Source organism: Glycomyces niveus, assembly GCF_017592475.1.
Taxonomy (GTDB): domain Bacteria; phylum Actinomycetota; class Actinomycetes; order Mycobacteriales; family Micromonosporaceae; genus Glycomyces; species Glycomyces niveus.
Genome location: NZ_JAGFNP010000005.1, coordinates 24,027 through 47,990, shown reverse-complemented (window position 1 = coordinate 47,990; position 23,964 = coordinate 24,027). Strand labels below are relative to the sequence as shown.

General features: G+C 70.3%; 23 protein-coding genes. 7 read left to right on the top strand and 16 right to left on the bottom strand.

The genetic code is table 11. The features are described from left to right. Window positions 1-25 precede the first annotated feature (25 nt). The gene (locus J5V16_RS10780; protein WP_208496230.1) at window positions 26-226 is read left to right on the top strand and encodes a hypothetical protein; all 201 of its coding nucleotides are present in this window, start codon (window positions 26-28) and stop codon (window positions 224-226) included. A 37-nt stretch (window positions 227-263) separates the two neighbouring features. Further along, window positions 264-590, top strand: coding sequence for a hypothetical protein (locus tag J5V16_RS10775; RefSeq protein ID WP_208496229.1), 327 nt, complete (start codon window positions 264-266; stop codon window positions 588-590). On the opposite strand, the gene J5V16_RS10770 is transcribed toward J5V16_RS10775, so the two are convergent. The 6 genes from J5V16_RS10770 to J5V16_RS10745 form a co-directional block, all read right to left on the bottom strand. Beyond that, the gene (locus tag J5V16_RS10770) at window positions 587-1,114 is read right to left on the bottom strand and encodes a GNAT family N-acetyltransferase (protein ID WP_208496228.1); all 528 of its coding nucleotides are present in this window, start codon (window positions 1,112-1,114) and stop codon (window positions 587-589) included. The genes J5V16_RS10775 and J5V16_RS10770 overlap by 4 nt on opposite strands. Then, a complete protein-coding gene (locus J5V16_RS10765; RefSeq protein WP_208496227.1) occupies window positions 1,111-1,533 on the bottom strand; it encodes a DUF4233 domain-containing protein in 423 nt (140 codons plus the stop codon). The genes J5V16_RS10770 and J5V16_RS10765 overlap by 4 nt, the downstream gene beginning before the upstream one ends. Further along, on the bottom strand, window positions 1,526-2,863 hold the full coding sequence (locus tag J5V16_RS10760) for a bifunctional folylpolyglutamate synthase/dihydrofolate synthase (RefSeq protein WP_243901047.1): 1,338 nt from the start codon (window positions 2,861-2,863) through the stop codon (window positions 1,526-1,528). Before J5V16_RS10760 ends, J5V16_RS10765 begins: the two co-directional genes overlap by 8 nt. An 83-nt stretch (window positions 2,864-2,946) precedes the next feature. Beyond that, window positions 2,947-5,568: a valine--tRNA ligase gene (locus J5V16_RS10755; protein ID WP_408612414.1), complete on the bottom strand. Its 2,622-nt coding sequence runs from the start codon at window positions 5,566-5,568 to the stop codon at window positions 2,947-2,949. Between the two features lie 39 nt (window positions 5,569-5,607). Continuing rightward, window positions 5,608-6,528, bottom strand: a complete 921-nt coding sequence (meaB, locus tag J5V16_RS10750) for a methylmalonyl Co-A mutase-associated GTPase MeaB (RefSeq protein WP_208496226.1) — start codon at window positions 6,526-6,528, stop codon at window positions 5,608-5,610. Then, complete coding sequence (locus J5V16_RS10745) at window positions 6,528-7,688, bottom strand: acetyl-CoA C-acyltransferase (protein WP_208496225.1); 1,161 nt, start codon at window positions 7,686-7,688, stop codon at window positions 6,528-6,530. Before J5V16_RS10745 ends, meaB begins: the two co-directional genes overlap by 1 nt. Before the next feature lie 32 nt (window positions 7,689-7,720). Between J5V16_RS10745 and mce the strand changes: the two genes are divergently transcribed. The 3 genes from mce to J5V16_RS10730 all read left to right on the top strand — a co-directional run bounded on the left by mce (window position 7,721) and on the right by J5V16_RS10730 (window position 11,574). Further along, window positions 7,721-8,149, top strand: a complete 429-nt coding sequence (gene mce, locus J5V16_RS10740; RefSeq protein ID WP_208496224.1) for a methylmalonyl-CoA epimerase — start codon at window positions 7,721-7,723, stop codon at window positions 8,147-8,149. 203 nt (window positions 8,150-8,352) lie between these two features. Beyond that, the gene (locus J5V16_RS10735; RefSeq protein WP_208496223.1) at window positions 8,353-9,552 is read left to right on the top strand and encodes a DivIVA domain-containing protein; all 1,200 of its coding nucleotides are present in this window, start codon (window positions 8,353-8,355) and stop codon (window positions 9,550-9,552) included. 174 nt (window positions 9,553-9,726) lie between these two features. After that, window positions 9,727-11,574: a DivIVA domain-containing protein gene (locus J5V16_RS10730; protein WP_208496222.1), complete on the top strand. Its 1,848-nt coding sequence runs from the start codon at window positions 9,727-9,729 to the stop codon at window positions 11,572-11,574. 244 nt (window positions 11,575-11,818) lie between these two features. On the opposite strand, the gene mmsB is transcribed toward J5V16_RS10730, so the two are convergent. The 3 genes from mmsB to chvE all read right to left on the bottom strand — a co-directional run bounded on the left by mmsB (window position 11,819) and on the right by chvE (window position 15,885). After that, the gene (mmsB, locus tag J5V16_RS10725) at window positions 11,819-13,150 is read right to left on the bottom strand and encodes a multiple monosaccharide ABC transporter permease (protein ID WP_208496221.1); all 1,332 of its coding nucleotides are present in this window, start codon (window positions 13,148-13,150) and stop codon (window positions 11,819-11,821) included. Next, window positions 13,147-14,700, bottom strand: coding sequence for a multiple monosaccharide ABC transporter ATP-binding protein (mmsA, locus tag J5V16_RS10720; protein ID WP_208496220.1), 1,554 nt, complete (start codon window positions 14,698-14,700; stop codon window positions 13,147-13,149). The genes mmsB and mmsA overlap by 4 nt, the downstream gene beginning before the upstream one ends. A 99-nt stretch (window positions 14,701-14,799) precedes the next feature. Then, window positions 14,800-15,885 carry a multiple monosaccharide ABC transporter substrate-binding protein gene (gene chvE, locus J5V16_RS10715; RefSeq protein WP_208496219.1) on the bottom strand — a complete coding sequence of 362 codons (1,086 nt, stop codon included), beginning with the start codon at window positions 15,883-15,885 and terminating at the stop codon, window positions 14,800-14,802. 336 nt (window positions 15,886-16,221) lie between these two features. Here chvE and J5V16_RS10710 point away from each other — a divergent pair, with 336 nt between their 5' ends. Continuing rightward, window positions 16,222-17,529: a protein kinase domain-containing protein gene (locus J5V16_RS10710; protein ID WP_208496218.1), complete on the top strand. Its 1,308-nt coding sequence runs from the start codon at window positions 16,222-16,224 to the stop codon at window positions 17,527-17,529. Here the strand turns inward: J5V16_RS10710 and J5V16_RS10705 are convergent. The 5 genes from J5V16_RS10705 to ilvA all read right to left on the bottom strand — a co-directional run bounded on the left by J5V16_RS10705 (window position 17,526) and on the right by ilvA (window position 20,987). Beyond that, entirely contained in the window at window positions 17,526-18,293 is a 768-nt protein-coding gene (locus J5V16_RS10705; protein WP_243901082.1) for an alpha/beta hydrolase, read from the bottom strand. The genes J5V16_RS10710 and J5V16_RS10705 overlap by 4 nt on opposite strands. Window positions 18,294-18,538: 245 nt before the next feature. After that, window positions 18,539-18,820 carry a hypothetical protein gene (locus J5V16_RS10700; protein ID WP_208496216.1) on the bottom strand — a complete coding sequence of 94 codons (282 nt, stop codon included), beginning with the start codon at window positions 18,818-18,820 and terminating at the stop codon, window positions 18,539-18,541. A gap of 9 nt (window positions 18,821-18,829) precedes the next feature. After that, a complete protein-coding gene (locus J5V16_RS10695) occupies window positions 18,830-19,057 on the bottom strand; it encodes a hypothetical protein (protein WP_208496215.1) in 228 nt (75 codons plus the stop codon). Window positions 19,058-19,079: 22 nt separating this feature from the next. Next, complete coding sequence (locus J5V16_RS10690; RefSeq protein ID WP_208496214.1) at window positions 19,080-19,769, bottom strand: uracil-DNA glycosylase; 690 nt, start codon at window positions 19,767-19,769, stop codon at window positions 19,080-19,082. A gap of 3 nt (window positions 19,770-19,772) precedes the next feature. Next, on the bottom strand, window positions 19,773-20,987 hold the full coding sequence (gene ilvA, locus J5V16_RS10685) for a threonine ammonia-lyase (RefSeq protein WP_208496213.1): 1,215 nt from the start codon (window positions 20,985-20,987) through the stop codon (window positions 19,773-19,775). 366 nt (window positions 20,988-21,353) lie between these two features. Between ilvA and J5V16_RS10680 the strand changes: the two genes are divergently transcribed. Next, entirely contained in the window at window positions 21,354-22,628 is a 1,275-nt protein-coding gene (locus tag J5V16_RS10680; RefSeq protein WP_208496212.1) for an ABC transporter ATP-binding protein, read from the top strand. A gap of 102 nt (window positions 22,629-22,730) precedes the next feature. Here J5V16_RS10680 and greA read toward each other — a convergent pair whose 3' ends face one another. Then, entirely contained in the window at window positions 22,731-23,225 is a 495-nt protein-coding gene (greA, locus tag J5V16_RS10675) for a transcription elongation factor GreA (protein ID WP_208496211.1), read from the bottom strand. Between the two features lie 141 nt (window positions 23,226-23,366). Then, window positions 23,367-23,810: a DUF4307 domain-containing protein gene (locus tag J5V16_RS10670; protein WP_208496210.1), complete on the bottom strand. Its 444-nt coding sequence runs from the start codon at window positions 23,808-23,810 to the stop codon at window positions 23,367-23,369. Window positions 23,811-23,964: the final 154 nt, after the last annotated feature.

Here is a 23,964-nt window from a genome sequence, read left to right as displayed (position 1 = left end):
TACCCTTCAGGCGCAAGGAGTCGCGATGGTCGAACTGGTCCTGGCAGGCGTCATCGTCGCCACCGTCGGCGCCGCGGCCCTCATGACGGGTGTCCGCGACGCCCGCCGCCGCCGGGCCGAGCGCCTGGCGGCCGCAGCGGACCGCGAACGGCGCGGAGAGCCGATCCCCGGCGGCTGGCCCGGCAGCGGCGGCGCGGGGGCCCCGCCGGTGGCGCCGCGCCGCTAGCCTGGAGTTTCGCCCCCCACACCCCCAAGGAGGACCGATGAGCGGGTTCGCGGTGTTCATCATCGTCGTCGGCGTCATCGCGCTCGTGGCCGGGTTGGCCTCGGCCGGCGGCAGGTCGCACGACCCGGCGGTGCAGGCGTCCCGCCGCGCCGCACGCCAGCAGCGCGGCCGACGGCTCGACGCAGGCGGCCACGGCATGGGCTGGAGCAACAGCTCCTACAGCACGCCCGACGGCGGTACGAGCGGCTCCAACGACTGCGGTCCCAGCGGCGGCGATTCGGGCGGCGGGTTCAGCGGCTTCGGCGGAGGCGACTCCGGCGGCGGCTTCAGCGGCGGGGACTCCGGCGGCGGCTCGAGCTGCTAGAGCGGCGCCTTGAGTTCGTAGACGCTGCAAGGGACCTCGAAGCCCGGGACCACGGTCTCGCGCTCGAGGCTCATGCCCAGCTTCTCGGCGACGCGGACCGAGGCGGCGTTCTCGGTGTGGATGCAGGAGACGACGCGGTCGAGTCCGAGTTCGCCGAACGCGAAGCCGACGACGGCCCGCGCGGCCTCGGGCGCGTAGCCGCGGCCCCACCGGTCGCGGCCGATGCGCCAGCCGACCTCGGTCGCGGGCAGGATCTCCGGCAGGAACGACGGCGTCGCGAGGATGCCCAGGCCCACCAGATCGCCCGTGTCCCGCTCGCGCACCGCGAACGCGCCCCAGCCGTGCGCGTCCCAGTGCGCGGCCACCTTCGCCACGAGCGCTTCGGTCTGCGCGAGGTCGCGGGCCCCGCCGTTGCCGATGTAGCGCATGACCTCCGGGTCGGCGTTGATCGCGGCGAGCTCGACGGTGTCGCCGGTCGCCAAGGGGCGCAAAAGGAGCCGTTCGGTCTCGAGTTCGAGGGTCATCGTTTCGGCGGCTTCCCCAGGGCGATCTTGACGTACCAGCAGTAGGCCCACACGAGTCCGAAGACGACCCCGGCCACGCCGAGCGCCCAGTGGATCGGCCAGCACGCGATCACCGCGACCTGCAGCACCGCGCCGGCCTGCCACACCCACGGGCGCTTCGCCATGCCCGCCAGGACGATGCAGGCGAGCACCAGGACGAGGATCGCGACGATCGCGAACGTGCTGTCGTCCAGGATCATCCGCATCGGGACGATCGCCAGCAGCAGCGCCAGCGCCTCGAAGCTGAGCGCCATCGCCGCGAGGCTGCGGGCCGCGCGGGCGGGGTCCTTCAAGCCGGACCGGTCGTCCTGCGGTTCGGTCCAAGGGGCCTCGGCCTCTTCGCCGTGCTCGGGGTGCTCGTGCTCGGCCGGCTCAGCCACGGCGGCCCACCAGGAGTTTGCGGGCGTCGGCGACGGTGAAGACCGAGCCGGTGACGAGGACGCCGCCGCCGGACTCGTACAGGTCGTCGGCCTCCTCGGCGAGCTCGATGCCGCGCGCGAGCGCGTCGGTCAAGTGCGGGAGGACGGTGACGCGCTCCTCGCCGAAGACCTCCTTGGCGATCCTCGCGAGCGTCGCGGCGGGCATCGCCCGGTCCGAAGAGGACTTCGTGATGACGATCTCGTCGAGCAGCGGTTCGAGGAGTTCGAGCATGTGGTCGGTCTCCTTGTCCGCGAGCATGCCGACGACGCCGACGAGCTTGCGGAAGTTGAACTCCTCTTCGACGGCCTTGACCATGGCCTCCATGCCCGCCGGGTTGTGCGCGGCGTCGAGGATGACCGCCGGGGCGCTGCGCACGACCTCGAGGCGGCCGGGCGAGGTGAACTCGGCGAACGCCTGGCCGACCACTTCGGCGTCGAGGGCCTTCGGCTCGCCCGCGCCGAGGAGGACTTCGACCGCGGCGAGCGCGAGGGCGGCGTTGTGGGCCTGGTATTCGCCGTGGAGCGGCAGGAACAGGTCCTGGTAGCGGGCGGCGCGGGTCTCGATGGTGATGAGCTGCCCGCCCACGGCCACTTCGCGGGCGGTGACCTCGAAGCCGCGGCCCTCGGGCACGAGCTTCGCGCCGACGGCGTTGGCGCGGCGCAGCAGCGGCTCCATCGCGGAGCGCTCCTGCACGGCGGTGACGAGGGTCGAGCCCTCGTGGACGATCCCGGCCTTCATCGTGGCGATCTCGGCGAGGGTCTCGCCGAGCCACTTGGTGTGGTCGATGCCGATGGGGGTGATGACCGCGACCTCGGCGTTGAGGACGTTCGTGGAGTCGGTCTCGCCGCCGAGGCCGACTTCGACGACGCCGACGTCGATCGGCGTGTCGGCGAACGCGCCCATGGCGATCGCGACGGTCATCTCGAAGTAGGTGAGCGGCTCGGAGGCCTCGCGGTCGACGAGCTCGGCGAGCGGCGCGATCTCGTAGTACTGGGCGGCGAGCTTGTCGGGGGCGATGGGCTCGCCGTCGATCGAGATGCGCTCGTTGACGCTGTTGAGGTGCGGCGAGGTGAACAGGCCGGTGCGCAAACCGTGCCCGCGCAGCAGCCGCTCGATCATCCGCGAGGTCGAGGTCTTGCCGTTGGTGCCCGTGATGTGCACGGAGCGGAAGGACCGCTGCGGGTCGCCCATCATGTCGAGCAGCTGTTTGATGCGGTCGAGCGTGAAGTCCCAGCGGGAGAACCCGCGGGCTTCGAGGAGCGCTTCGACTTGCGCCAGTTCGGCGTTCAATTCATCCCCCTACTCGGCGACGCCTGCGCACGCACGCGGGCGCCGGTGCCGCGGCCGCCTTCGAGCGGCCGCGGCCTACCGTATTACGCCAGTCGTTCGAGCTGCGCGGTGATGCGCGCGATGTCCGCTTCGGCGGTCGCCTTGCGCGCTTTGATCTTGTCGACCACGTTGTCGGGCGCCTTGGCGAGGAACGCCTCGTTGCCGAGCTTCCCGTTCGCGCCGGCCAGCTCCTTCTCGGCGGCCTTGAGGGCCTTGTCGAGGCGGGCCCGCTCGGCGTCCACGTCGATCGAACCGGACGTGTCGAGCGCGACCGACAGCTGGTCGGAGACCGCGAGTTCGGCGGTGGGCGCGAAGCCCTCGCCCGCGGGCTCGAGCTTCACCAGGCCGCGGATGAACGGCTCCTCGTCGGCGAGGCCGACCGCGTCGAGGCCCGACAGGCGGGCCGGGAGCGGCAGGCTCTGCTTGAGGTCCTGGTCGGAGCGGAAGCGGCGCACCTCGGTGACGAGGTGCTGGAGGGCGGCCACGGCCCGCTCGGCGTCCTCGTCGGTCCCGGCCGAGGTCGGCCAGGCGGCGACGGTGAGCGAGTCCCCGCGCTCCTCCCCGCCGGTGAGGGTGAGCCACAGCTCCTCCGTCACGAACGGGATCACCGGGTGCAGCAGGCGGAGCAGCTGGTCGAAGACGTGGCCGATCACGCGGCGGGTGTCCTCCGCCCGCTGGCCGCCCGCGGCGAGCACCGGCTTCGTCAACTCCAGGTACCAGTCGAAGACGTCGTCCTTCGCGAAGTGGAAGAGCACGTCGATCGTCTTCGCGAACTCGTACTGCTCCAGGTACGCGTCGGTGGCCTCGATCGTCTTCGACAGGCGCGAGAGCACCCACCGGTCGATGAGCGAGAGATCGGTGGGCAGGTCGCCTTCGACGGTGGCGCCGCTCATGAGCGCGAACCGGGTCCCGTTCCACAGCTTGTTGCAGAAGTTCCGGGAGAGCTCGGTCAGCTCGATCGAGGCGATGCCGTCGGCGCCCGGGTTGGCCTCGCGCGCCAGCATGAACCGCAGCGCGTCCGCCCCGTACTGGTCGACCACCTCGAGCGGGTCGATGCCGTTGCCCAGGGTCTTCGACATCTTCACGCCGTTCTTGTCCCGGAGCAGCCCGTGCAGGACCACCTCCGAGAACGGCGCCTTGCCCATGGCGTAGGTCCCGAACATCATCATCCGGACCACCCAGAAGAAGATGATGTCCCAGCCGGTGATGAGCGCGGCCGTCGGATAGAACTTCTCCAGCGCCGGGGTCTCCTCCGGCCAGCCGAACGTGGAGAACGGCCACAGCCCCGAGGAGAACCACGTGTCGAGCACGTCCGGGTCCTGCACGTACCCCTCGGGCGCTTCCTCGCCCGGGCCCACGCAGACCTCTTCCCCGTTGGGGCCGTACCAGATCGGGATGCGGTGGCCCCACCACAGCTGGCGCGAGATGCACCAGTCGAGCAGGTTGTCCACCCACGAGAAGTAGCGCTTCTCCATCTCCGGCGGGTAGATCTTCGTCTCGCCGTTGCGCACCGCGTCACCGGCCGTCTTGGCCATGCGCTCGACCTTCACGAACCACTGCAGCGACAGGCGCGGCTCCACCGTGGTGTCGCACCGGTCGCAGTGGCCGACGGCGTGCACGTACGGGCGCTTCTCGGCCACGATCCGGCCCTCGGCGCGCAGCGCGGCGGCGATCGCCGAGCGGGCCTCGAACCGGTCGAGCCCCTGGAACGGTCCGTGCGCGGTGATCACGCCGCGCTCGTCCATGATGAGGATCGAGTCCAGGTGGTGGCGCTGGCCGATCGCGAAGTCGTTCGGGTCGTGCGCCGGGGTCACCTTCACCGCGCCGGTCCCGAACTCGGGGTCGACGTGCGCGTCGGCCACGATCGGGATGCGGCGGCCCGTGAACGGCACCTCCACAGTGGCGCCCAGCAGGTGCCGGTAGCGCTCGTCGTCGGGGTGGACGGCCACGGCCGTGTCGCCCAGCATCGTCTCGAGCCGGGTCGTGGCGACCACGATCGACTCGTCCCCGTCGCCGTACCGCATCGACACGAGCTCGCCCGCGTCGTCCTGGTGCTCCACCTCGGCGTCCGAGAGCGCGGTCATGCAGCGCGGGCACCAGTTGATGATGCGCTCGGCGCGGTAGATCATGCCGTCGTCGTACATGCGCTTGAACATCGTCTGCACCGCGCTCGACAGGCCCTCGTCGAGCGTGAACCGCTCGCGGTCCCAGTCGACGCCGTCGCCGATCTTCTTCATCTGCGAGGTGATGCGCTCGTGGTAGGCGTCCTTCCACTCCCACACCTTCGCCACGAACGCCTCGCGGCCCAGGTCGTGGCGGGACAGGCCCTCCTTGTCGGCGAGCTGGCGCTCCACCGCGTTCTGCGTCGAGATGCCCGCGTGGTCGGTGCCCGGCAGGAACAGGGCCTCCTTGCCGCGCATGCGCTCGCGGCGCACCATCCAGTCGATCAGGGTGTGGTTGAGCGCGTGGCCCAGGTGCAGCTGGCCGGTCACGTTCGGCGGCGGGATCACGATCGCGTAAGGGTCGCGGTCCGAGTCGTCGGCAGCCTTGAAGCGACCGTCGGCTACCCACTTCGCGTAGCGTCGCGCCTCTACCTCTACGGGCGCGTACGTCTTCGGCAGATGGGTTTCCATGTCCGGTGTCTTCTTCGCTGCGTCTGTCACCAGTCAAGTGTAAGGAGGGCGCGGGCAGGCACGCGAAGCGGTTTACGCGGTGTCGCCCAGAACCCTCCGGGCCGCGCTCGCCACATCCGTCTCACCGTTCGCCACCGCCTCCGCCAGCGCCTCCGGCACGGCGAACCGGGCGCGGAGCTCGGCGTCGACGCGGGCGCGGATCTCCGCCGCGGCGCGGCGGCGGCGCTGCTCGGCGAGGTGGTCGCCGCCCGCGAGCCAGTCGCGGTGCTTGCCGATCGCGGCCACCAGGTCGTCGATCCCCTTCGCCTCGGAGGCGACGGTGGTGCAGATCGGCTGCCGCCACTCGCCGGGCTCGCGGCGCACGAGGCTCATGAGCGCGCGAAGGTCCCGCACCGTGCCGTCCGCGCCGGGCCGGTCGGCCTTGTTGACCACGTACACGTCGGCGATCTCCACGACCCCGGCCTTGACGGCCTGGATGCCGTCGCCCATGCCGGGCGCGAGGAGCAGCAGGGTGGTGTCCGCGAGCGCCGCGATCTCGACCTCGGCCTGGCCGACGCCGACGGTCTCGACGATGACCACGTCGAAGCCGACGCCCTCGAGGACGCGCACCGCCGCGCCGGTGGTGGCCGCGAGGCCGCCGAGGTGCCCGCGGGTGGCGATGGAGCGGATGTAGACGCCCGGGTCGAGGGCGTGGTCGGCCATGCGGACGCGGTCGCCGAGGATCGCGCCGCCGCTGAACGGGCTCGAGGGGTCCACGGCGAGCACGCCCACGCGCAGGCCCTGCTCGCGCCAGGCGGCGATGAGCGCCGACACGAGCGTGGACTTGCCGACGCCGGGCGAGCCGGTGACGCCGACGACCGTGGAGTCGCCGCCCTTGACCAGGCGCGCGACCTCAGGGGCGGCGGGGGTGCCGTTCTCGACGGCCGTGATGAGGCGGGCGGTGGCCCGGCGGTCGCCCGCCCGGGCCGCCGCCACCAGGTCGGCGACCGACATCAGGCTCCCTTGAGGACGATCGCGTCGCCCTGCCCGCCGCCGCCGCACAGGCCCGCCGCACCCAGCCGGCCCGGGCCGAGCTGGCGGGCGAGCGTCTGGACCAGGCGCGCCCCCGAGGCCCCGATCGGGTGACCGAGCGCGATCGCGCCGCCGTCGGGGTTGACGAGTTCGAGGTCCACGCCGAGCGTCTCGGCCGAGGCGAGCACGACGGCCGCGAACGCCTCGTTCATCTCGACCGCGTCGAGGTCGGCGGCGGCGACGCCGGCCGCCGCGAGCGCCTTCGCGATCGCGTTGGCGGGCTGCTCGAGCAGCGAGTTGTCGGGCCCGGCGACCGTGGCGTACGCCAGGATCTCGGCGGTCCAGGACCAGCCGTTCGCGATCGCCGTGGACTTCTTGGCGAGCACGAGCGCAGAGGCGCCGTCGGAGATCTGCGAGGCGCTGGCCGCGGTGATCGTGCCGTTCTCGGCGAACGCGGGGCGCAGCTGCGCCAGACCGGCCGCGGTGGAGTCGGGCCGGACGCCCTCGTCGGCGGTCACGAGGCCTTTGCGGGTCTCGACGGAGGTGATCTCCTCGGCGAGCCGGTCGGCGGCCTTGGCGGCACGCTGGTGCGAGTAGGCGGCGAAGGCGTCCTGGTCCTCGCGGGTGATCGAGCGGCCCTTGAGGTGGCGCTCGGTGGACTCGCCCATCGAGATGCCGTCGTAGGCGTCGGTGAGGCCGTCGTAGGCGAGGTGGTCGAGGAGCACGGCCTCGCCGTACTTGAAGCCGCGGCGCGAACCGGGCAGCAGGTGCGGGGCGCGGCTCATGGACTCCATGCCGCCGGCGACGATGACGTCGGCCGCGCCGCCGCGCAGGAGCTGGTCGGCCAGGCCGACGGCGGTGAGGCCCGAGAGGCAGACCTTGTTGACCGACAGGGACGGGACGCTCATCGGCAGCCCGGCCGCGACGGCGGCCTGGCGGGCGGGGTTCTGGCCGCATCCGGCGGGCAGGACCTGGCCCAGGATCACCTGGTCCACGCGCTCGGGGGCGACCCCGGCGCGTTCGAGGGCGGCTCTGATCGCGGTCCCGGCCAGGTCGGTGGCGGGGATGTCGGCCAGCGCGCCGTTGAAGCGCCCGATGGGTGTCCGGGCACTGGCGAGGATGACGGTGTTGTCGTCGTTCATGGGAGACCTCCGTTGGTCGATACCCTGATCGTATGACGTTCACTGAGGGAATCGGCTTGCGGCGCATCGATCACGTCGGGATCGCGGTCCCGGACCTGGATGCGGCCTTGGAGTGGTATGCGGGGACGCTCGGCGGGACCGAGGTCCACCGCGAGGTGAACGAGGCGCAGGGCGTGGTCGAGGCGATGGTGGCCTGGCCCGAGGGCGGCGCGCAGGTCCAGCTCCTCGCGCCCCACGGGCACGGCTCGCCGATCGCGAAGTTCATCGACACGAAAGGGCCGGGGCTGCAGCAGCTGGCGTTCACGGTCGAGGACGTGGAGGCGGCCGCCGCGGCTCTGCGGGCAAAGGGGTGCCATCTGCTGTATGACGAAGCACGCCAAGGGACCGCGGGCGCCAAGATCAACTTCGTGCACCCGCGGGACGCGGGCGGCGTCCTGGTCGAGCTCGTCGAACCCGCCTAGGCACCAGGGGAAGTGGCCGGGAGTGTCGGATAGGTGACGCCGTTCGGGTGACACCTGGAGGACACTGAAACTTCACCGCGCACGAGTTCCGTGTCGTTTCAAGGATTTCGACCGTTTTGCGGCTAGTGTTGCGGGTGGTTCGCCCTCCACAAACCCCTGACCTTGCTGTCGACATTCCCAGTCGCGTCTGCGAGTATTGGTCCATGTCGCAGCAGCCCTCCAGCAGTACCTTTTTCGACAACGACCAATCGGTGCCGGAATTCCCCGTCCAGCTGCGGGGTTACGACCGGCACCAGGTGGATGAGTTCATCCAGAAGAACCTCGGCAAGCTGAAGCAGACCGAGTCGCAGCGCACCGAGGCCGAGCAGCGGATGACGGACGCCCAGCGTCGTCTGCGCCAGGCCGAGCAGCGCATCCAGGGTCTCGAGCAGCGCCTCGCGGAGCAGCAGAAGCAGCTCGAGGAGAACACCCGCCCGACGCTCTCCGGGCTCGGCACCCGGGTCGAGCAGATCCTGCGGCTCGCCGAGGAGCAGGCCAACGAGCACCGCGCCGAGGCCAAGCGCGAGACCGAGGGCATCCTCTCGGCCGCCCGCCTCGAGTCCCGCGAGATCACCGACGCCGCCCGCGGCGAGGCCGGCTCCCTGAAGCAGAACGCCGAGCGCGAGGCGAACACCCTCCGCACCCAGGTCGAGCGCGAGGTCGCCGAGCTGCGGACCAACGCCCGCCGCGAGTGCGAGACCCTGCGCGCCGACGCCGAGCGCGAGACCAAGCAGCTGCGCACCGCAACCGGCCACGAGGTCGCCGAGCTCAAGGCGTCCGTCGAGCGCGAGGTCGCGACCCTCCGCGCCACGGCGGACCGCGAGATCACCCAGCTGCGCGCCAAGGCCGCCCGCGAGGCCGAGGAGAAGCGCGCCGAGGCCGCGAAGCTCTTCGCCGAGGCGAAGGAGAAGCGCGACAAGGACCTCCAGGCCCTCGACCTCGAGCTCGCCGAGCGCAAGGAGAAGGCCGAGCGCGAGGAGTCCGACCGCCACACCCGCGCGGTCGCCGAGACCCAGAAGCTCGTCTCCGACGCCGAGAACCGCGCCCGCGACGCCGAAGAGCGCGCCAAGGCCGCGGAGACCCGCGGCGAGGAGAAGCGCTCCGAGGCCGACAACTACGCGCAGGAGACCACCTCCAAGGCGAAGAAGGACGCGCAGAAGCTCGTCGCCGACGCCAAGGCCGAGGCCGAGCGGCTGCTCGCCGACGCCAAGTCGGACGCCGAGCGCGTCACGACCGACGCCGAAACCAAGGTGGCCGAGCTCACCGCGAAGCGGGACCAGGTGCAGGAGACCCTGCGGAACCTCAGCGGTCTGGTCAGCGGCGCCCTCGGCGGTGCCCTTGGGCAGCAGGGCGACGACAAGTAGAAAAACAGGACGACAAGTAAACCTGGCGAATCCGCGTTACCGTCGAAGTCTGCGACAGTGAAGAATGATCGCAGGCGTCGGTCGACGGTGGAGGAACCACAGCTTCGGCCGCGTCCCGTCACATCCGGTCCCTTGCCGGGTGCGGCGGGGCGCGGCTTACGTGAGGATGAGGGTATGGCGCGTGAAGACAGACTGGACGACTCGGAACTGCTGACCGGATTCAACGAGGGTGGACCCGTCGAGTACGAGTTCGAGACCGCCTTGCGCGGATACGACAAGGGACAGGTCAAGCGGTTCCTGCAGCAGATGCAGCTCCAGATGGACACCCTCGCCGGCGAGCGGGCCGAGGCGGTCGCCCAGATCGACCGGCTGGTGATCCAGATCCAGCAGCTCCAGGCCCAGATCCAGGAGCTGCGGCGGCGCAGCGCCGCCGGCGACAAGGCCTCCTACCGGCATCTCGGCGTGCGCATCGAGCACATGCTGACCCTCGCCGAGGAACAGGCCGAGGAGATCAAGGCCAACGCGCACGCGCAGACCCAGCACCTGCACCACCACGCGGACAACCGCCTCCGCGAGGCCGAGGCCCAGATCGAGCAGGCCCGCAAGGACTTCGAGACCACGTTGAAGGCGCGGCGGGCCGCCGCCGAGAAGGCCGAGGCCGACCGGCGCGCGATCATCGACGCCGAGATCAACAAGCGGGCCCGCGAGGCGCAGGCCATGGTGGACCAGGCGAAGGAGCGCTCGGCCGCCCTCGTGGCCGAGGCCGAGCAGGACGCCGAGAACAAGCGCGCCGCCGCTGACGAGCAGACCCGGCAGCTGGTCGCTCACGTCGAACGCCTGCGCGCCGAGGCGCAGCAGCTCAAGGACGACGCCGCCCTCGCGGCCGAGCAGGCCGTCACCGAGGCCCGCGAGAAGGCCGACCGGATCATGGCCGAAGCCGAGGCCGAGGCCGAGCGCAAGCGCGCCGAGCACGAGGCGGAACTGCGGGACCTGCGCACCGAGGCCGTCGAGAACCTCGAGAAGTTCAAGCAGGAGACCGAGACCTTCGCCCAGACCGTGCGCACCGACGCCGAGAACGAGGCCACCCGCCTGCGGGCCGAGGCCGCGGACAACGCGACCCTGACGCGCACCGAGGCCGCCGACGAGGCCAAGCGGCTCCGTCTGGACGCCCAGCGGCGCCTGGAGGAGGCCGAGGCCGAGGCGCAGCGGCTCACCGCCGAGACCGACGAGAAGGTCGCGAAGCTCACCGCAGAGGCCGCCGAGGCCGCGCGCCTGGAACGGGAGGCCGCCGAGGCCAGCGCCCTGCGCATGGCCGAGGAGACCGAGCGCGAGACGCAGCGCCTGCGCGAGGAGGCCGCCGACGCGTCCCGTCAAGAACGCGAGGCCGCCGAGGCCGCCGCCCGGAAGCTGACCGAGGAGACCGCCGCCGAGGTGCAGCGCCTGCGCGAGCAGGCCGCCGCCGAAGCCGAGCGTGTCACCGCGGAGGCGGCCGCTGAGGCCGCGAAGCTGCGCGAGAACGCCGACAGGGCGCGCGTGGAGGCCGAAGCCGAGGTCGAGCGCGCCCGCGCCGAGGTGGCCGAGATCGAGGCCGAGCGCGAGCGGCTGCTCGCCGACGCCAAAGCCGAGGCCGCCCGCATCCTCGAGCAGGCCGGCCTGGAGGCCGAGCAGATCCGGGCCGAGCGCGACCAGTACGTGTCCGAGGCCGAGAAGAAGGCCGAGAACGCCAAGCGCCGCGCCGAGGAGCTCTCGAAGAGCGCCAAGCAGACCGCGCGTCGCGACTCCGAGGCGATCCTCGCGACCGCCCGCGCGCAGGCCAAGAAGCTCGTCGAGGAGGCCCGCGCGGGCCGCGCCGAGGAGCAGCCCGCCCAGCCCGAGCCGGCCGCCAAGACCGAGCAGGCCGCCCAAGAGGGCGCGCCCGCATCGGACGCCTCCGCGGTCGACAAGCCCGCCAACGGCCGCAAGCGCCCCCAGGGCGGCGGCAAGCAGACCAGCGAATCGGCCGAGAAGGTCAGGACCACCTAAGGCGACGCGAAGGCCCGGTGCGGATCGCCGCACCGGGCCTTCGCCGTTCCCGGACGTCGCCGCGTCGCCCCCTCACACCTTCGGGTGACACCGCCGCCGCGGAGCCCCGATTTTGTCGGACCCCCACGGAACGCTGGACAGTATCTTCCCCTCTAGTGGTGGGCGGGGGCTTGTGGACGGCCGAACGCGAAAGGGCCCGCAGCGCTGGCGCGCTGCGGGCCCTGCTCCTTGTACCGTCGGCCGACTACGAGATCGGCTTGTCGTCGGTCGTGGCGCTGACCGTGCCGGCCTTCGTGGAGCCCGCGTCGACGCCCTCCTTGGCCTTGCGCTTCGCGTCGCCCGAACCGCCCGGCGTGGTGCCGACGATCGGCGGCATGAGGCCGCCGCCGGTGGCGCGCTTCTTGTTCCACACGTCGAACAGCACGGCGGCGAGCACGACCAGGCCCAGGATGATCTGGACCGTGTCGGTCGCGATGCCCAGGACCTGCATGCCCTGGCGCAGGACGCCCATCACGAGACCGCCGATGACCGCACCGATGATGGTGCCGACGCCGCCGGTGACCGAGGCGCCGCCGATGAACGAGGCGGCGATCGCGTCGAGTTCGAACGCGTTGCCCGCGCCCGGCGTCGCCGCGTGCAGGCGGGCGGTCACGATGACGCCGGCGAGGCCGGACAGCGCGCCCATGATCACGAAGACCCAGAACGTGGTCTCCTTGGTCTTGACGCCCGAGAGCATCGCGGCCTTCTCGTTGCCGCCGCCCGCGTAGACGTGGCGGCCGAACACCGTGCGGTTCGCGATGAACGTGAACAGCAGCACCAGGCCCAGCAGGATCCAGCCGATGATCGGCAGGCCCTTGTAGGAGTAGAACGTGTAGGCGGCGGCCAGCATGACGGCGGCGATCGCCGCGGTCTTGAGCAGCCACGTCGTCTGGGACGACGCGGCGATGCCGGCCTTCACCTGGCGGTTGCGGCTGCGCACGGCGAAGAACACGAAGAGGGCCGCACCCAGGATGCCGACGACGAGGGTCGGCACGCGCAGGTCGACGCCCAGGAAGTGGTAACCGGAGGCGAGCTCGTTGAAGGTGCCGGTGGTGCCCTTGGTCTCGGCGTCCAGGACCTTCAGGGTCAGGCCGCGGAAGATGAGCATGCCGGCGAGGGTGACGATGAACGCCGGGATGCGCACGTAGGCGATCCAGAACGCCTGCCACACGCCGATGACGGCGCCCAGGCCGATCGCGAACAGCACCGCGACGTACCAGGGCCAGTTCCAGTCCGAGAGCGCGATCGCCGACATGGCGCCGCAGAACGCGAGGACCGAGCCGACCGAGAGGTCGATGTGGCCGTTGACGATCACCAGCATCATGCCGATCGCGAGGATCAGGATGTACGAGTTCTGCAGGATCACGTTCGTGATGTTGAGCGGCGTGATGAAGTTTTCGTTCTGCAGGGTCACGTTGAGGACCTGGAACAGGATCATGATCAGCACGAGGGCGATGATCATGCCGTAGGCGCGCAGGTTGATGTTGCGCACTGCCGAGATCAGGCTCGGCCGGGTCTTGGTCGGGACGGTGGTCATTGGCGTTGCTCTTCTCCCCCGCTGGCGGTCTCAAGGGTCATGAGACGCATCAGCTCTTCCTGTGTGGCGTTGGCCCGTTCGATCTGCCCGGTGATGTGGCCGGCGCTCATCGCGTAGATGCGGTCGCACATGCCGAGCAGCTCGGGCAGTTCGGAGGAGATCATGAGAACTCCCTTGCCCTGGTCGACCAGCTTGTGGATCAGCTCGTAGATCTCGTACTTCGCGCCGACGTCGATACCTCGCGTCGGCTCGTCGAGGATGAGCAGCTCGGGTTCGGTGAAGACCCACTTCCCGAGCACGACCTTCTGCTGGTTGCCGCCGGAGAGGTTCCCGGCGAGCGAGTAGACCGACGGTGCTTTGACGCCGAATTCGGTGCGCAGGCGCTCCGAGACGGAGTTGACCTTGTCCTGGTCGACGACGCCGCGCTTGGAGAGCCGGTCGAGGCCGGGGAGGGTGAAGTTCTCCCGCAGGTCGTAGTCGAGGTGCAGGCCGTAGTGCTTGCGGTCCTCGGTGGCGTACGCCAGCCCGGAATCGATGGCCTCGGGGACGTTGCGCAGGTGGAGGCGCTTGCCGTCCATCGTGGCCTCGCCGGAGATGTTGGCGCCCCAGCTGCGGCCGAAGACGCTCATCGCGAACTCGGTGCGGCCGGCGCCCATGAGCCCGGCCAGGCCGACGATCTCGCCGCGGGCGACGTTGATCGACGCCTTGTTGACGATGACGCGGTCGCGCTGCTCCGGGTGGTAGACCGTCCAGTCGTTGATCTCGAAGAAGACCTTGCCGACCTTCGGCTCGTGCGGCGGGTACAGGTGCTCGAGGTCGCGGCCGACCATGGACTTGATGAGCCGGTCCTCGGTGACGGCGCCGGCGTCGGTCTCCATCGTCTCGATCGACTTGCCGTCGCGCAGCACCGTGATCCGGTCGGCGACCGACAGGACCTCGCCCAGCTTGTGGGAGATGATGATGCTGGTGACGCCTTCCTCGCGGAGCTGGCGGAGCAGTTCCAGGAGGTTCTCGGAGTCGGAGTCGTTGAGCGCGGCGGTCGGCTCGTCCAGGATCAGCAGCTTGACGTCCTTGGAGAGGGCCTTGGCGATCTCGACGAGCTGCTGCTTGCCGACGCCGATCTTCTCGACCAGGGTGGCGGGGTTGTCGTGGAGGCCGACCTGCTGCATGAGGCGGGCGGCCTCACCGTTGGTGCGGTCCCAGGAGATGACGCCGCCGCGCTTGCGCTCGTTGCCGAGGAAGATGTTCTCGGCGATCGAGAGCTCTCCGACGAGGGCGAGCTCCTGGTGGATGATGACGACGCCGGTGGCCTCGGAGTCGCGGATGTTCTTGAACTGCGCGGGCGATCCGTCGAACTCGATCTCGCCTTCGAAGTCGCCGTAGGCGTAGACGCCCGACAGGATCTTCATCAGGGTCGACTTGCCGGCGCCGTTCTCGCCGACGAGCGCGTGGATCGTGCCCCGCTTGACCCCCAAGTCGACCCCGGACAGTGCGAGCACGCCCGGGAACCGCTTGGTGATCCCCCGCATTCGGAGGATGTCTTCAGACATTGCTTAGTCCTATTTGAAAGATTGGACAGCTCTGGGGAGAGGTTCAGGGACGCCCGTGGCGGGCAAGGGCGTCCCTGAGGAAGGTCTGGATCTCGCGGGCTAGGCCAGCTCGGAGGCGTCGATGTACCCGGAGTCGACGACGACTTCCTGGTAGTTGTTGACGTCCACGCTGACCGGCTCGAGCAGGTAGGCCGGGACGACCTTCACCCCGTTGTCGTAGGTCTCCTCGTCGTTGACCTCGGGCTTGCCGCCGTCGAGGACCGCGACGACCATGTCGACCGTGGTCGCGGCGAGCGCGCGGGTGTCCTTGTACACGGTCATCGACTGCAGGCCGTCGATGATGTACTTCACAGACTCGACCTCGGCGTCCTGGCCGGTGATCACGGGCATCGTGGTGTAGCCGCTGCCCTGGAGCGAGGCGATGATGCCGCGGCTGATGCCGTCGTAGGGCGCGAGGACCGCGTCCACGATCGAGCCGTCGTTGTAGAAGTTGGACAGGATGTTGTCCATGCGCTCCTGCGCGACGGCGCCGTCCCAGTTCTCGGTCGCGATCTGCTCGAGCGCGGTCTGGCCGGACTTCACCACGAGCTTGCCCTCAGTGACGTAGGGCTCCAGCACCTCCCAGGCGCCGTTGAAGAAGTACTTGGTGTTGTTATCGGTCAACGCGCCGGCGAAGAGCTCGATGTTGAACGGGCCGGGCGCGTTGGCCAGGTCGAGCGCCTCGACGATGTAGGTGCCCTGGAGGGTACCGACCTTGGTGTTGTCGAAGGACGCGTAGTAGTCGACGTCCGGCGTGTCGAGGATCAGGCGGTCGTAGGCGATGACCGTGATGTCCTGGCCCTTCGCCTGGGCGAGGACGCCGCTGAGCGACTTGTTGTCGATCGCCGCGATCACCAGGACGTTGACGTTCTGGCCGACCATGGTCTCGATCTGGCTCACCTGGTCGGCGGCCACATCGTTCGCGTACTGCAGCGTGACCTCGTAGCCCTCGTCCTCGAACGAGGCCTTGAGGTTGTCGCCGTCCAGAATCCAGCGCTCGGAGGTCTTGGTGGGCATCGAGATGCCGACCTTCTTACCGCCCGAGCCGTCCCCGCCGCCGTCTTCAGAGGCGCAAGCGGAGGCGACCATGGCGACTGCTGCCGCGCCGATGGTGCCGGTCATCAGGTGACGTCGGTTGACGTTCATTAGTACTCCTTCGTACCGGGCGGTTTCGGTGCATGACCTACGTCGCCCTGGGGTCAAGACGGAATCGATAGTTCAACGTTTTTCCACAACCGTCAACAGCGGATGCGTCTCGTGTCCGAATCGTTGCTTTCCAACTGCGCCGAATTCCGACACTCGGTTCCCTCCGTGCACATCGAACGCTCGATACCCCAACGATTATGACGGTCCGTATTCAATTCCTCACCCGATCGTGCCACATACCTACAGCCGACTACCACTCGACCGATCGGATGGGATAGCCTCACATTTAGTGCCAAATCACGACACCGAACAGCTGACCCCCCGGAGGAGGTGAGGATGTCGACCACCCAGACCATCGGTCCCGCCGCCGTGCACCGTTTACTGCACCGGGACACGGTGTGCAGCGTCTTCAGCGGCACCGTCGAGACGGGCCCGACCGATCTGCTGTGCGTCACCGTCGCCCATGAGCGCGTCGACGGCTCCCGGCGCGAGGTGTTCCTCGAATGGGCCGCGAAACTCACCGGCCTCCCCACCCACCCCCATCTGTCCCCCTGCACCGCCGTCGGGCTCACCGAGAACGGCCGCCCCTACCTCGCGGTGGGCACCGCCCGCCGCAGCCTCGCCGACCTGCTCGCCGACCAGGGGCCCATGCCGCCCGGGCAGGTGCGCGCCCTCGGCGTGGCCTTGAGCGACGCCGTCGCCGTCTACCACCGCGCCGGCCTCATCCACGGCGCGATCCAGCCCTCCCACATCCTCGTCGGGACCGGCCACCACCTGCAGCTCACCGCCTACGACGTCACCGCCCCCGTCCTGGCCGCGCCGCTCCCCCCGACCCCGTACACCGCCCCCGAGCACCTCGACGCCGCCGTCGCGGGCGAGGTCGCGGCCAGCCCCTCCGGCGACGTGTACGCCCTCGCCACGGCCCTCTACGCCGCGCTGGGCGGCCGCCTCCCCTGGGTCAGGCACGCCCGCGAGGAGGCCGCCGACCCGCTGCTGCGCGCCGCCCCCGTGCCGCACATCCCCGGCGTGGACGCCGAGCTCACCGACCTCATCGGCGCGGCCCTCAGCCCCGACCCCCGCCGCCGCCCCACCGCGGACGCGTTCCGCGAGCAGCTCACCAGGCTTTCACTGACCGGCCCGCGCGCCCACGGCGCGCGCCCTGACACCGTCGCGAACGGGCTCCTCCCCCGGCGCGGCCTGCGGCCCGTCACCGTCGCGGTCTCGACCGAGCTCGCCCCGTACCGGCCCGGCCGCGAACGCGTGGGCCTGCGCCCGCGCCTGCGCTCCATCGCCACGGCCACCGCCGGGGTCGCGCTCACCGGAGCGCTCCTGGGCGGCGCCGCGCTCGCGACGTACGCGGCCACGAACCCCGAGAGCACCGGGACGGTCTGCTCCGACCCGAACGTGCTGGGCGGCCGAATCGACGAGCAGCTGGAGGACGGCCGGATCGTCGACAGCTGGTGCGCCGGGGAGGGCGACTACGTGGCCGCCACCGTGGACTACCCGGGCGGTTCCGGAGGGGACGGCGACGGCCCCACCGAGCGCAAGGTGTGGCGCATCGAAGGCGAGAACCTGGTCGCGGTCACCGACTGCGCCGACGCGGCCCTCCCGGCCGCGATCGCCGACTTCCTCGAGTGCGCTTAGTCCCGTTCGGGCTTCGGCAGGAACCCTCCGAAGGCCGCCACGGTCTTGTTGGCGTAGGCGGAAGTGTCGCCGCGTTCCATGGGACCGTCCCAAGTGGTCGGCAGCGGGGCGTGATCGGGGAGGATGCGGGCCACGATGCGGTCCAGGGCCTCTTCGGCCTTGCCGACCCACAGGTGGCTGCCGTTCGCGATCTCGACGACCTCGGCCTGGGGCACGGCCGCGAAGCGCTGCTCGGCCTCGGGGTACTGGAGGTAGTCGTCCTGCTCGGGGATGAGCGCGAGGAGCGGGCGGCCGTCCTCTGACCAGCGCGCCAGGTCGTCCTCTTTGGAGTATCGCAGGGGCGGCGAGAGGAGCACGGCCCCTTCGACCCCCGGCTCGAGGCCGTACTTGAGGGTCAGGTCGGTGCCGAAGGACCAGCCGACCAGCCACACGCGCGGCAGCTCCGCGAACTCCGCGTACTCGACCGCGGCGGCGAGGTCGTAGCGCTCGCCCACGCCGTTGTCGAACGCGCCCTGGCTCGTGCCCTGCTGGGACTCGGTGCCGCGGGTGTTGAACCGCAGCACCGCCATGTTCGCGAGCGCGGGGAGCCGCCAGGCGGCCTTGCGGAAGATGTGCGAGTCCATCATGCCGCCGTGGGTGGGCAGCGGGTGGACGCAGATGATCGTCGCCTCCGGTTCGCGGTCGGCGGGCAGGGCGAGTTCGCCGACGAGCTGGAGTCCGTCGGCGGTTTCGAGGGTGAGCGCTTCGCGTCGTGCGGGAAGCATGCTCGCGGATCTGATGACAGCCACGCCGGAATTATCCCCGGAATCGGCGGAAGGCGATAGGACGTGTGGCGCACCTTAAGCGCGGACTGCCGTCCCCAGCCCTCACCCACCCTGGGGACTGTAGTGGCCAGCGTCCCGCGCGGGTACGACGAGAACGGGGTCCTGCGGCCCGCTTGTCACCCGAACGTGTCAGGGTGCATCGCGGGGCGGGGCCGTTCGGCCCCGCCCCGCGATGCGTTCGTTCGTCAGCGCCAGCGGCCGGGCTGGCGGCGGCTCCTGGCGTTCCAGCAGCCGGTGTGCCAGTGGCGGCGGTCGTCGCCGTCGCCGTCGTCGGCCCAGGCGACGACGTGCGGGGTGCCCGGCTGGATCTCGAGGTCGCAGCCGGGGCAGCGGTAGACCTTCTCGGCGTTGGAGCCGGGGATGCGGCGGACCCGGACTGGTCCGTCCGGGCCGTCGATGAGGCTCGGATCCTGGGCACCGGAGGTCGGCCGCCGGGGTTCGCTCTGGCGGCGGTTCTTGCGCGGCATGGTCGGGCCTTAAGCGCGGGCGGGGTCGTCTCGCCCGGCGTCGGTCGCCGCGGCGGCCTCCGCCTCGGCCGCTTCGCGCGCCACCCGCTCGTTCAACCGCCGGACGTGCTTGTTCATCCCCCGGATGAGGAGGATCGTCACGACGACGAGGAAGACCGTCACGAACAGCCCGAGCGGCCCGGCCATCGCCTGGTCGCGCTCCGGCCCGAACTCTTGCTGCGCCAGGATCTCGATCACGGTTCAACCGTATCCCGCGGCCCTAGGCCTCCTGCAGCGCCGGAAGCCGCCAGTCGACCGGCTCACCGCCCTGCGCCTTGAGGAGCTCGTTGGCGCGGCTGAACGGCTTGGAGCCGAAGAAGCCGCGGCGGGCGCTCAGCGGGGACGGGTGGGCCGATTCGATCGAGGGGATCGAGCCGAGGAGGCCCTTGAGTTCGCGGGCGTTGTTGCCCCAGAGGATGGCGACCGCCGCGCCGCCGCGTTCGCTGAGCGCGCGCACGGCCTGCTCGGTGACCGCTTCCCAGCCCTTGCCCTTGTGCGAGGCGGGCGTGCCGGGGGCGACGCTCAGGGAGCGGTTGAGCAGCAGGACGCCCTGCTCGGCCCACGGGGTGAGGTCGCCGTTGGCGGGGAGCGGGTAGCCGAGGTCGTCGCGGTACTCGTTGAAGATGTTGACCAGGCTCTTGGGGAGGGGGCGCACGTCGGGGGCTACGGCGAAGGAGAGGCCGATGGCGTGGCCGGGGGTCGGGTAGGGGTCCTGGCCGACGATGATGACCTTGACGTCGTCGAAGGGCTGCTGGAAGGCGCGGAGGATGTGCTCGGAGGCGGGCAGGTACTTGCGTCCGGCGGCGACTTCGGCGCGGAGGAACTCGCCCATCTTGGCGACGTCGTCGGCGACGGGGGCGAGGGCCTTGGCCCAGCCGGGCTCCATCAGTTCTTCAAGAGTTTTCTGCATGAGTCAGATGCTAGGACCCTCCACCGACACGAAATACCCCGCGTCGCGCAGGGCCGCAACGATTTCGGTCGCGTGTTCGGATCCACGGGTCTCGATCGAGAGGTCCACGGCGACTTCGCCCACGGAAAGGCGCGGGTCGCTGCGCTGGTGGTAGACGTCGACGATGTTGCCGCCGTAGGCGCCGACGAGCTGGAGGATCGAGGCGAGGGCGCCGGGGCGGTCGGCGCAGCGGAGGTTGGCGCGCATGAAGCGGCCGGAGGCGCCGAGGCCGTGTTCGATGAGCCGCATGAGCAGCAGCGGGTCGATGTTGCCGCCGGAGAGGACGGCGACGGTGGGGGCGTCGTACTCGACGGAGTAGTTGAGGAGCGCCGCGTAGGCGGTGGCGCCGGCGGGTTCGACGACGAGCTTGTTGCGCTCCAGGAGGGAGAGGAGCGCGCGGCTGATGTCCTCTTCGGTGACGGTGACGATCTCGTCGACGAGCCGCGCGACATGGGCGAAGGGGACGTCGCCGGGGCGGCCGACCTTGATGCCGTCGGCGATGGTGTTCATCTTGTCGAGGCGCACGGGCCGCCCGGCGGCGAGCGAGTGCGGGTAGGCGGCGGCGCCTTCGGCCTGGACGCCGATGATGCGGATGCCGGGCTTGAGCTGCTTGGCGGCCGCGGCGATGCCGGCGATGAGCCCGCCGCCGCCGACGGCGGTGACGATGGTGCCGGTCTCGGGCATCTGCTCGAGGATCTCGAGGGCGATGGTGCCCTGCCCGGCGACGATGTCGCGGTGGTCGAAGGGGTGGATGAGGGTCGCGCCGGTCTCGGCGGCGAAGCGGTGGGCCGATTCGAGGGCGTCGTCGACGGTGTGGCCGCCGAGGATGACGTGGGCGCCGTATCCCTTGGTGGCGGCCACTTTCGGGAGCGGCGCGGACTCGGGCATGAACACGGTGCAGCGGATGCCGAGCGTGGAGGCGGCGAGGGCGACGCCCTGGGCGTGGTTGCCCGCGGAGGCGGCGACGACGCCGAGGGCGCGTTCGGCCGCGCTGAGGTGGGAGACGCGCATGTAGGCGCCGCGGATCTTGAAGGACCCGGCGCGCTGCAGGTTCTCGCATTTGAGGTGGACGCCGTCGAGGACGGGGTCGCGGGAGGGTTCGAGGGGGGTGCGTCGCACGATCCCGGCGAGGTCTGCCGCCGCGGCGCGGACGTCGGTGAGTGTCACGAGTTCCGTCACGCCTCGATCGTAGTGCCCGCCCGGGGGCGGTCCCGGGACGCCGCCGGGGTGGGGCCGCGACGGGCCGCACCGAGTCGTACAACCGTGCCGGAAAGCGGTTACTGTAGACCGATATGCCGACCTTGAGCCCGCGTGGGCGTCCCGTGCGACCCACTGAAACCGCAGGTGGCACCAAGTGTGAACGCGCGTTCGCGTCTCGCGGAAACGGGTGACCGCCGTTACCCATCGAATAAGGAAGGCTTAAGCTACGAAGGGTCAATCCTTAACCAGGAAGAAGCCCGCGAGCCATGTGCGGCCGCCCGGACGCCCGCATTGCCCGCCTCGAACACCGCTCAATCCATCCCCTTAGAACCCCTGGAGTCAACGGTGACTGCTGTCACGCTGAAGAACGTCTCGAAGGTGTTCCCCGGCGAAACCCTGGCCGTGGACTCGCTGAGTATGGAAGTCAACCACGGCGAATTCCTCGTCCTCCTCGGTCCGTCCGGTTGCGGCAAGTCCACTGTGCTCCGAATGGTGGCCGGCCTCGAGACGCCGTCCGACGGCGAGATCCTGCTCGACGGCGAATACGCGAACGACCTGCCCCCGCGGGACCGCAACGCCGCCATGATCTTCCAGACCTTCGCGCTCTACCCGCACATGTCCGTCGCCGACAACATCGGCTTTCCCCTCAAGCTCGGCAAGCAGAACGGCGCCCAGTCCGTGCCCGACGCCGTCGGCGACATGGCCAGCGCCCTCGGCATCTCGGACCTGAAGGACCGCAAGCCCAACCAGCTCTCAGGCGGCCAGCAGCAGCGCGTCGCCATGGGCCGCGCGCTGGTGCGCCGCCCCAAGCTGTTCCTCATGGACGAGCCGCTGTCCAACCTCGACGTGGGCCTGCGCGCGGAGCTGCGCACCGAGATCTCCTCGCTGGTGCGCCGGCACGACGCGACGACGCTGTACGTCACGCACGACCAGACCGAGGCCCTGACGATGGCCGACCGGGTCGCGGTGATGCGCAAGGGCGTCCTGCAGGACGTGGGCACCCCGGACGAGGTGTACGAGCGCCCGGCGACGATGTACGTGGCCGCGTTCCTGGGCACGCCGCGCATGAACCTCCTCGAGGCGCGCGTCAACGTCTACCTCGACCGCTATGTGGCCCTTGACTTCGGCGAGCAGGAGCTGCGGCTGCCGTGGCACGACCTGCGCGGGCGGGCCGTGGCCCGCTACCACGGGGAGACGATCGTGGTCGGGATGCGGGCCGAGGCGCTGGCGCCGGTCGCGGAGGGCCACCCGGGCCAGTCCATCCAGGGCCGGGTGCGCTTCTACGAGCACCACGGCCACGAGACGCTGGTGTTCCTCGACATCGGCGCGACCGCGGTGGTGCCCGACGGGATCGGCGACAAGCCGGACCTGGCGCGCAGCGGCTCGAAGCCGCGACGCCGCCTCGGCGGCCTGTTCTCCGGGTTCGGGCAGTCACAGGTCGAGCACCGCGAGGCGGACACGGGCCCGATCCGCAAGCCCGCGGACCTGGTGTTCCGGCTCCCTCCGCACATCCCGGTCTCGGCGGGGCAGCCGATCACGGTCGCGGTGCACATGGACGCGCTGCACTACTTCGACAAGTACGGCAAGCGAATCGACGTCGGATGGTCGGCTCGCGCGTAGCAGACGAGAACGCCGCGGGCACCTGTGCAGGTGCCCGCGGCGTCGTCGTCTGCGCACTTATCCGTGCATCAGCCGGCCTCGGCAAAGCTTGCGAGCCGTACGTTAGCCCAAGAACTTCTCGGCGTCGATGATCTTCACCGAGATCTCGGTGTCCCGAGGGGTCTTGTAGGCGACGGTGTCGCCGACCTTGTGACCGAGGATGGCGGCGCCCAGCGCGGAGTCGGGGCTGTAGACGGTGAGGTCGGTGGTGGCGGCGATCTCGCGGGAGCCGAGGAGGAACTTCTCGGTGTCGTCGGGGTCGCCGTCGAAGGCGATGGTCACGACGGTCCCGATCTGGATCTCGTCGCTGTCCTTCGCCTCGCCGACCTTCGCGTTGCGCAGCAGGTCCTCGAGCTGGCGGATGCGACCCTCCTGCTTGCCCTGCTCGTCGCGGGCGGCGTGGTAGCCGCCGTTCTCCTTGAGGTCGCCTTCTTCACGGCGCGCGTTGATCTCGGCGGCCATGGCGGGACGGTTCGCGATGAGCTCGTCCAGTTCGCTTTTGAGGCGGTCGTAGGCCTCTTGAGTGAGCCAAGTGCCCTGGTTAGCGTCGGTAGCCATGTGATCCATATCCTCCGAATAGTGCGATCCGTACTGCGGGGTGCGGTCTTTCGTGATCGTCCCCGCGTCCCGGGTTACGACCCCGGATAGCGAAAGGCCCGCCGACCGAAACGCGGTGCGACGGGCCGAAAGTCAAGAGATTCAGTCCGTCTGCCAACACCTCAGGACCTCGCCGGTGTTGGGCACGCCCTCGACTGCGAGGGGGTACGACATCACCACACGGGTGGCATCGTCCGCCGGGATCTCGACCTCGGCGTACCCGATCTCGGCGCCCGCGAGGTCGCGGGACCTGACGGCGCAGACGGCGCCTGCTCCGGCCGGCTTGTAGACCTCGAACTCGACGGTGACCTGGCCCGGGACGGAGTCGTCGAAGCCGCGCAGGCGCTCGGAGACCTCGGTCTGGCCGTACAGTTCGGTGAGGCGCCAGGCGGCGACGAGCCCTGCCAGGACGACTCCGATCGTGAGGGCCGCGGTCACCGCCGGGCGGCGGCGCTGCGGTTCGCGGCGGCGACCGTAGCGACCGTCGGGAAAGGTCACGTCGGCCGTCACCGGCGCGCGCCCATCCGTGGTCTGCATCTCAGTCATTGCGTCGCTTTCCTTCGCGAACAGCGGTTTCACGCTGCGAGCCGCGGTTCTTGGCAGAACCGGGAAGTAATGATTATCGAGTATCGTTGCACAGAATGCCAGAGCCGACAACTACCGCAGTGCGCGAGTCGGTTCCAGTGCGCCGAGCCTTACC

Coding starts and splice junctions, on each gene's coding strand:
- J5V16_RS10780 (WP_208496230.1), top strand. CDS start 26: ATGGTCGAACTGGTCCTGGCAGGCGTCATCGTCGCCACCGTCGGCGCC.
- J5V16_RS10775 (WP_208496229.1), top strand. CDS start 264: ATGAGCGGGTTCGCGGTGTTCATCATCGTCGTCGGCGTCATCGCGCTC.
- J5V16_RS10770 (WP_208496228.1), bottom strand. CDS start 1,114: ATGACCCTCGAACTCGAGACCGAACGGCTCCTTTTGCGCCCCTTGGCG.
- meaB (WP_208496226.1), bottom strand. CDS start 6,528: ATGTCGGTCGCCGACCTGGTGGCGGCGGCCCGGGCGGGCGACCGCCGG.
- J5V16_RS10745 (WP_208496225.1), bottom strand. CDS start 7,688: ATGAACGACGACAACACCGTCATCCTCGCCAGTGCCCGGACACCCATC.
- mce (WP_208496224.1), top strand. CDS start 7,721: ATGACGTTCACTGAGGGAATCGGCTTGCGGCGCATCGATCACGTCGGG.
- J5V16_RS10735 (WP_208496223.1), top strand. CDS start 8,353: ATGTCGCAGCAGCCCTCCAGCAGTACCTTTTTCGACAACGACCAATCG.
- J5V16_RS10730 (WP_208496222.1), top strand. CDS start 9,727: ATGGCGCGTGAAGACAGACTGGACGACTCGGAACTGCTGACCGGATTC.
- mmsB (WP_208496221.1), bottom strand. CDS start 13,150: ATGACCACCGTCCCGACCAAGACCCGGCCGAGCCTGATCTCGGCAGTG.
- mmsA (WP_208496220.1), bottom strand. CDS start 14,700: ATGTCTGAAGACATCCTCCGAATGCGGGGGATCACCAAGCGGTTCCCG.
- chvE (WP_208496219.1), bottom strand. CDS start 15,885: ATGAACGTCAACCGACGTCACCTGATGACCGGCACCATCGGCGCGGCA.
- J5V16_RS10710 (WP_208496218.1), top strand. CDS start 16,222: ATGTCGACCACCCAGACCATCGGTCCCGCCGCCGTGCACCGTTTACTG.
- J5V16_RS10705 (WP_243901082.1), bottom strand. CDS start 18,293: ATGCTTCCCGCACGACGCGAAGCGCTCACCCTCGAAACCGCCGACGGA.
- J5V16_RS10700 (WP_208496216.1), bottom strand. CDS start 18,820: ATGCCGCGCAAGAACCGCCGCCAGAGCGAACCCCGGCGGCCGACCTCC.
- J5V16_RS10690 (WP_208496214.1), bottom strand. CDS start 19,769: ATGCAGAAAACTCTTGAAGAACTGATGGAGCCCGGCTGGGCCAAGGCC.
- greA (WP_208496211.1), bottom strand. CDS start 23,225: ATGGCTACCGACGCTAACCAGGGCACTTGGCTCACTCAAGAGGCCTAC.
- J5V16_RS10670 (WP_208496210.1), bottom strand. CDS start 23,810: ATGACTGAGATGCAGACCACGGATGGGCGCGCGCCGGTGACGGCCGAC.